At 69.8% G+C, this 3,515-nt stretch carries 1 protein-coding gene; it reads right to left on the bottom strand.

Annotation, left to right across the window (positions count from 1 at the left end; translation table 11 throughout):
- Nucleotides 1-3,515 (bottom strand): amino acid adenylation domain-containing protein (locus ACWCQ6_RS36385; protein ID WP_451096679.1); only part of this gene is annotated, 3,515 nt, incomplete at both ends.

Below are 3,515 nucleotides of genomic sequence, written 5' to 3'. Positions count from 1 at the left end.
CGGCCATACCCACCACCGAGCTCCAGCAGGTACTGGGCGGCCGGGGGCAGGGGCGACCATCCCACTCCCCCACCCGACAACTCGGCCAGCACCGGTTCCGTGCCCGTGGCCTCGCGTGCGATGTCTCCGAGGCGGGCAACGGTGCGTTGCTCGAACACCTCGCGGGGGCTGATCTCGACCCCTCGGGTCCGTGCTCGCGCCACGACCTGGATGGAGCGGATGCTGTCACCGCCCACGGCGAAGAAATCGTCGTCGATGCCGACCCGCTCGGCCCCCAGCACCTCGCCGAAGACCTCGCACAGGATGTGCTCGCGCGGAGACCGGGGCCCGCGGAAGGACGTGGTGCGCAGTTCAGGGGCCGGCAGAGCCCGCCGGTCGAGCTTGCCGTTGGGGTCCAGGGGGAAGCGGTCGAGGACCACGTACGCCGTTGGCACCATGAATTCCGGCAGTCGGCCGGAGACGAACGCGCGCAGTTCCTCGACGTCCAGTTCGGGGATCGGCCGATCGGTGGCCGCCGGGCTCTCTTCTTCCGCCACCCGGGCGACGTAGCCGACGAGTTGCTCGGCTGCCCCGTTGTGCGCACGTCGCAACTGGACCACGGCCTGGCGCACTGCCGGATGGGCGACGAGCGCGGCCTCGATCTCTCCGGGTTCGATGCGGAACCCGCGGATCTTCATCTGGGTGTCGCCGCGGCCCAGGTATTCCAGCTGGCCGTCCACGGTCCAGCGGACCAGGTCGCCGGTGCGGTACATGCGCTCGCCCGCCGGGCCGAACGGATCCGCGACAAACCGTTCGGCTGTGATCCCGGCCCGGTTGTGGTAGCCGCGGCCAATCGCCCCCGCCACATAGAGCTCGCCTGTCACGCCCACGGGAACGGGAACGAGGCCCGCACCCAGGACGTAGGTGCGCATGTTGCCGAGCGGGGCGCCGATGGGGACGTTCCCGGTGCCGGTCCAGTCGGTGGGCACCTCGAAGGTGGTGGCGTAGAAATCCTCCGTCTGTCCGTAAGCCTGGACCAGGCGTGCCTGGGGGATGGCGGCGCGCACCTTCTCCAGGAGTGTGGCGGGCAGGCTGTCGCCGCCCAGCACCACCGTGTCCACGTTCATCTTTCCGGCGATGGAGTCGAGGATCTCGGAGAAGACCGAAGGAACGGCCTGCAGTGACCCACCGGTCCAGCCGTCCCGCTCGGCCAGCTCCAGCACATCGCGGACGACTTCCACCGAAGCGCCGCGGCTGAGCGCGGTGAAGATCTCGAACACCGATACGTCGAAGTTGACCGAGGTCGCGCCGAGCATTCGCGATCCTGCCCGGACGTCCACCACGTCGGCGAGGCGCAGTACGCCGTTGACGAGGTTGGCGTGATGGATGGCGACGCCCTTGGGGGTGCCGGTGGATCCCGACGTGTACATCACATAGGCCAGGCTGTCCGGCCCCCAGGACGCCGGCCGGTCCTGTGCGGTGAGGCCGGATCCGTCACCGGTGGTGAGGTCGAGCCGGTCCAGGAACAGGCAGACGGCGTCATGCGCGGGCAGCACTCCCACGGTCTGCGTCTCCGTGAGAATGACCTCAGGCCGTGCGTCGGCCAACACGAAGTCCAGCCGCGCGCTCGGATACCGGGGATCGATCGGGAGGTACGCCGCACCCGACTTCAGGATGCCCAGCATGCCGACCACCAGGCCCGCGTCACGGGGCAGGGCGAGGCCGACGATCGACTCGGGTCCCTGGCCGGCACGGATCAGCTCACGTGCCAGCCGGTTGGCGCGCTCGTCCAGCTCGCGGTACGTCCACGAGACCCCCTCCGACACCACCGCCACGGCGTCCGGGGTGCGGGCCGCCTGCTCTTCGAACAGCCCGGGAATGGTGAGCTCGGGAAGGGGCTCGTCCGTGTGGTTCCAGTCGAGCAGCATCTGTTGCCGCTCCACGGCCGAGAGCAGTTCCACCCCGGCCACGCGCCGGTCCGGCGCGGAGGTCACCTGCCGGAGCACCCGGACGAAGCGCTCCGCGAAGACCTGCACCGTGCCCTCGTCGAACAGGTCGGCGGCGTATTCGACGCTGCCGCGGATGCCGCGTCCGGCGGCGGTCGGGTATTCGGTCAGGCCGAAGAACAGGTCGAACTTGGCGGAGTCGACAGCCACCGGTTCATACCCCAGCCGAAGGCCGGGAAGTTCGAAGTCGGGCCGACTGATGTTCTGCCACGCGAACATGACCTGGAAGATCGGGTGGTAGGCGGTGGAGCGTTCAGGATTGAGCAGCTCCACCAGCCGCTCGAACGGCACGTCCTGGTTGTCGTACGCCGCCAGCGCCTTCTCCCGCACCCGCTGCAGCACCTGGACGAACGACGGGTCGCCGGACAGGTCGGTGCGCAGGACCCAGGTGTTGGCGAAGAAGCCGACCAGGTCGGCGAGCGCCTCGTCGGTACGGCCGGCGATCGGCGAGCCGATCGTGATGTCCTCCCCGCCGCCGAGCTGGCGCAGCAGCACCGCGAGCGCGGTCTGCAGGACCATCGATGTGGTGGCCCCCTCGTCGCGTGCCAGTTTCTCCACCGAGGCGAGGAGTTCCGGTTCGATCGCGAACTCGACGCGGCCACCGCGGTGGCTGGCCGCGGGCGGACGCGGCCGGTCCGTCGGCAGCTGCAACGGCTGCGGCACATCCGCCAACTCCTGGCGCCAGTAGCCATACTGGGCGGAGGCGCGACTGTCGGGGTCGTTCTCGTCGCCGAGCAGCTCCTCCTGCCAAAGGGTGTAGTCGACGTACTGCACCGCCAGGGGCGCCCACGACGGTTCCGCGCCCTCGAGGCGTGCCCGGTAGGCCGTGACCAGGTCGCGGGACAGAGGGGCCATCGATTCGCCGTCACCCGCGATGTGATGCACCACCAGCACGAGCACGTGCTCGTCCGGCCCGCTGCGCAGCACCCAGCCCCGCAGCGGAATCTCGGACGCCAGGTCGAAGGCGTACGCCGCCGACTCCGCGACCCGAGCGGACACCTCCGACGGCTCCACCTCCACCAGCGGAATCGATACCCCAGCCTCGTCCACCGGCAACACCCGCTGGAACGGAACACCCGCGGCATCCGCCGACACGACCGTCCGCAGACTCTCGTGCCGACCCACCACATCCGCCACAGCCGACCGCAAAGCCGCCACATCCAGCGTGCCGGTGAGATTCAGGACGACGGGGATGTTGTAGGTGGCGCTCGGGCCGGCGAACTGATCCAGGAACCACAGGCGTCGCTGGGCGTGTGACAGCGGCAGTCGCTCCGGCCGGACGTGAGGCTCAAGTGCCGGGCGTGCCTCGTCGGCGACGACCAGGCGTGCCGCCAGGGCCGCCACGGTGGGGGCCTCGAACACGGTGCGGACCGCGAGCTCCGCGCCGCAGTCCGAACGGATCTTCGCGACCAGCTTGGTGGCGAGGAGTGAGTGTCCGCCGAGGTCGAAGAACGAGTCGTCGACACCGACGGACTCAAGCCCGAGGACGTCGGCGAAGACCCCGCACAGGGTCTCCTCGAACGGAGTCCG

This window comes from Streptomyces sp. NPDC001880 (assembly GCF_053594575.1).
Note: the sequence above shows the minus strand (reverse complement) of the source record. Positions and strands in the feature narration are given on the sequence as shown.